Annotated in this window: 5 protein-coding genes; 2 read left to right on the plus strand and 3 right to left on the minus strand. The window is 38.1% G+C overall.

The genetic code is table 11. From position 1 onward, the window contains the following. The 3 genes from AC4GME_RS15990 to ubiT form a co-directional block, all read right to left on the minus strand. The coding region (locus AC4GME_RS15990) for a nucleotidyltransferase domain-containing protein (protein WP_490379754.1) at window positions 1-211 on the minus strand (211 nt) is incomplete at its 3' end. Between the two features lie 189 nt (window positions 212-400). Beyond that, window positions 401-745 (minus strand): hypothetical protein, encoded by a 345-nt coding sequence (locus tag AC4GME_RS15995; RefSeq protein WP_490377888.1) that lies wholly within the window; start codon window positions 743-745, stop codon window positions 401-403. 375 nt (window positions 746-1,120) lie between these two features. Beyond that, window positions 1,121-1,645 carry a ubiquinone anaerobic biosynthesis accessory factor UbiT gene (gene ubiT / locus AC4GME_RS16000; RefSeq protein WP_490377887.1) on the minus strand — a complete coding sequence of 175 codons (525 nt, stop codon included), beginning with the start codon at window positions 1,643-1,645 and terminating at the stop codon, window positions 1,121-1,123. 174 nt (window positions 1,646-1,819) lie between these two features. Between ubiT and ubiU the strand changes: the two genes are divergently transcribed. After that, window positions 1,820-2,815: a ubiquinone anaerobic biosynthesis protein UbiU gene (gene ubiU / locus AC4GME_RS16005; protein WP_490377886.1), complete on the plus strand. Its 996-nt coding sequence runs from the start codon at window positions 1,820-1,822 to the stop codon at window positions 2,813-2,815. A gap of 18 nt (window positions 2,816-2,833) precedes the next feature. Further along, the gene (locus AC4GME_RS16010; protein ID WP_490377885.1) at window positions 2,834-3,712 is read left to right on the plus strand and encodes a U32 family peptidase; all 879 of its coding nucleotides are present in this window, start codon (window positions 2,834-2,836) and stop codon (window positions 3,710-3,712) included. Window positions 3,713-4,000 lie beyond the last annotated feature (288 nt).

The raw sequence follows: 4,000 nt of genomic DNA on the forward strand, positions 1-4,000 counted from the left end.
TACTCGCCCCTAGCTTTTCAACAATTTCCTGACCAGTATCCAGCGTGATTTGATCGCTTAAATAAACGTAGAGATCAATATCGGAATGTTTATCCAAACAACCACTAGTTTGTGAACCACCAGGAGCGATAGCTTCCACAGCATCTATCATTTTAAACTGCTCGCTAATCTTATTGGCGAGGGTTAAATACACTGATTTACTATGGCACACAAATATCTCCTGTTATCTTAATTTCAGGTTTATCTAATAGTGCCATATTTACAATGATTTACTGTGATCTGTTTACTAATTTTAGGGCTGTGAAAATCGTTAAAACAAGCTGTATGCTATCAACTAAATATCCAATTGCATAACAGATAAGCGGTTTGTGATTGTGCCGGCTTTGTCTTGATAAAAGCGCTACTTGTAAGCATTAGCAACGACTTTGATAGTTTGTACACGATAGCCAATTTTCCAAATATCACTATCATCTATCGACATGTCAGAAAGGTATTTAGTACCAGGGAGGTTTTGTTTTGCATTATTAATAGCAACTTGGGTTGAAGGAGCTTCGCCGATAGGAAACAGATACAGGAACCAGGTTTGCGAAGAATCACCTAAGGCCCTGCCGATATATTCTCCTTGCACATCTGTATTTTTATCAATGTATGTATTTGCAATAAAGGCACCATGATTTGCAGTGGCACAGCCAGTAACAAAAATAATAACAAGTAAAATTAGCGCATAGGATTTTAATAGTTGCATAATTGTATCCCCTTAGTGGTAAATGGCTGACAGTAATGACGATCAAAGCTTTTATCAATTTTGATTCAATGAACTGTTCCGACGCTGAATCGGTACTAATCTGGCACTTGCCGATGTCGACAACACTGATAGAAACACAACAGGTTTATTTACAGGCCGATTGCAGCCATTTTTAGTTAACTGTAGCTCATCTAGGGATAATATAGTGACAGGATATATGTAACGTGAGGCTGATATGCAGATTTTAGATGGTGTAAAACTTAATATTTTTAAGTTGAGAGTTACAATGCTTAATAATGTTCAGCATGGCGCGTGGAGAATTATGTGGAGTAGTATGCACTAAGGACGTAGACTACCCTACGCCCTTATGATTAATCAGGCAGTTACCACTTTTATATCAGGTTCAATTAACCCTTGTTGTACAAAGCTTGAAAAATGATGCAGTGCTTTTTTTGCCAATGGTGATAAATTATCAAAATCAACATTATCGAGTAGATTTTTTATCTCGAGTCCTAGCTCGGTATCACCTTGAATCGATAAACGACGTTGAAAGAATAGAGTATCAGGATCTTCTTTACGTCCTGCTATTAAAATCAATTCGTTTACTGCACCGGAGAAGGTAACGTCTTCATTTTCACAATTCTCTTCGATAATTAGCTTATCTTCTGCAAAGCTTAAATACCAAGTCAGTTTGAGATCGGTCACTTCAACTTTTAACCACTTATCTTGTAAAAACTCTAAATCACCATCTTCTATCGCTTCAGCAAAAACTTTCTCTAATAGATCAGACAACAATTTTTTTTGCACAAAAAAAGGTAATAGTGAACTTGGTAAGGCAAGTACTTTGGGGGTATTAATAACTAAACGGTGCTGAATAGTTGCAAAAATAGATTTAAACATGGGTTATCTCGCTGATGGTTAAGAGCAAATTATAAAGCTTACGTCTACTTGGGATACTGGTCTAAATCAAAATAGTATTTAAATGTTAAATTTTCTAACCATACCTGCCCTATATCAATAAAAAAATCTGTTATTTTTTTACAATTATGCAACTTTATATAGTTAGGAGCTTTAATGGAACTTCTCTGCCCAGCTGGTAGCTTACCTGCATTAAAAACAGCCATTGATTGTGGTGCTGACGCCGTTTATATTGGTTTGAAAGATGATACCAATGCTCGTCATTTTGCTGGTTTAAATTTTAACGACAAAAAACTGATTAAAGGTGCACAGTATGTGCACGATCATAATAAACATCTGCATGTAGCAGTTAATACTTTTGCTCACCCTGGCGGTGAAAAACGTTGGCAGAACGCGGTTGATAAATGTGTTGATTTAGGCGCAGACGCTGCCATTATTGCTGATATCGCGACTCTTGATTATGCTGCAAACAAATATCCTGAATTAGAATTACATCTTTCAGTGCAAGCCTCCGCAACGAATTGCGAAGCGATTAATTTTTACAAACAAAACTTTAATGTAAAACGAGTTGTTTTGCCTCGTGTTTTATCTATGCAACAAGTTAAACAGCTGTCACGCAATACAGATATGCCTTTGGAAGTTTTTGCATTCGGTAGTTTATGCATTATGGCGGAAGGCCGCTGTTATTTATCATCTTATTTTACAGGTGAGTCTCCCAATACAGTCGGCGCCTGCTCGCCTGCAAAATATGTACGCTGGAGTGAGACTGATAATGGTCTTGAATCAAGATTAAATGATATTTTAATCGATCGTTACCAGGACGGTGAAAAAGCGGGTTACCCCACATTATGTAAAGGAAAATTCAAAGTCGGTAATAACCTATATCATGCACTTGAAGAGCCGACCAGTTTAAATACCCTGTCTATGCTTCCTGAACTAATGAAAACAGGAATCTGCTCGGTAAAAATTGAAGGCCGGCAACGTAGCCCTGCCTATGTAGAGCAGATAACGCGTGTTTGGCGAGAGGCAATTGATACCTACAAAGCAAATCCAGAAATGTACCAGGTAAAAGATGCGTGGAATTCTGTTCTGGCAAACGTATCGGAAGGCAGTCAAACAACGTTGGGTGCGTATCACCGCGAGTGGCAATAATATTTTTAAGGAAATAGCGTGAAATTAGCATTAGGTCCCCTGCTTTATTACTGGGAAAAACAAAACGTCGAAGATTTCTACCATCAGGCATTAAATAGCGAAGCGGATATTATCTATTTAGGCGAAACGGTTTGTAGTAAACGACGCGAATTAAAAACTAGAGATTGGATCGAACTTGCCAAAGCGTTAGCGGGCTCTGGAAAAGAGATTGTTTTATCGACCATGGCACTGTTAGAAGCACCCTCTGAAATTAAGGTGTTACGCCAGTTATGTGAAAATGGTTTATTTAAAGTTGAAGCAAATGATTTAGGTGCAGTGCAGATACTAAGTGATAATAAAGTACCTTTTGTTTGTGGTCCTGCAATTAATTGTTATAACGCCAGCGTGTTAAAACTGTTTGTAAATAAAGGGATGCAGCGTTGGGTGATGCCGGTTGAGTTGTCACGAGACTGGTTAGATAAAACACTAACTGACTGCAAAGCTTTAGGCATTCGCGACCAATTTGAAGTTGAAGTTTTTGCGCATGGTTTTATGCCATTGGCTTATTCAGCGCGCTGCTTTACAGCTCGTTCGGAAAACAAAGCAAAAGACGATTGTGAATTATGTTGCATTAAATATCCAAGGGGACGCGTAACAACTACTCAGGAAGACCAACAAGTATTTGTTTTAAATGGCATTCAGACACAATCTGGTTACAGTTACAATCTCATCAATGATCTGCCGTCGATGCTGGATCTGGCGGATATTGCACGTATCAGCCCGTCCGGTATCGAAAGCTTGGCAACACTTCAACAATATAGAGAAACACTAAATGGTCAGGGAAAACATGTGACACTTGACAGTAAAGAGTGCAATGGTTTTTGGCACCAAATTGCAGGATTACAAACACAACTGTAAGTCTGCAGTATCTGTGTTTTTAAACGGCCTTAAATCCTAAACGATTTAAGGCCGCTTTCTTATTTACTGCTTACCCACTCTTGAAACATTGAACACCCCGCTGTATTCCTTCAAAAGTTGCCTTTAATGCTTATAAAAAATGTTTTTAAAAACACAAATGAGTGATTTCTCACGCTATTGCGCATTGAGTTAATATAAACAGCAAACTGACACTATACTTATACCCATGTTACTTCAAGATGTTAAATGCTTGCATTTACATCTACCGATAGAGGATTAACGCAGTTA

This window comes from Psychromonas sp. (assembly GCF_983033635.1).

What these genes read in the sequence shown, in the direction of transcription:
- AC4GME_RS15995 (WP_490377888.1), bottom strand. Translation starts at nt 745, where the DNA reads ATGCAACTATTAAAATCCTATGCGCTAATTTTACTTGTTATTATTTTT.
- ubiU (WP_490377886.1), top strand. Translation starts at nt 1,820, where the DNA reads ATGGAACTTCTCTGCCCAGCTGGTAGCTTACCTGCATTAAAAACAGCC.
- ubiT (WP_490377887.1), bottom strand. Translation starts at nt 1,645, where the DNA reads ATGTTTAAATCTATTTTTGCAACTATTCAGCACCGTTTAGTTATTAAT.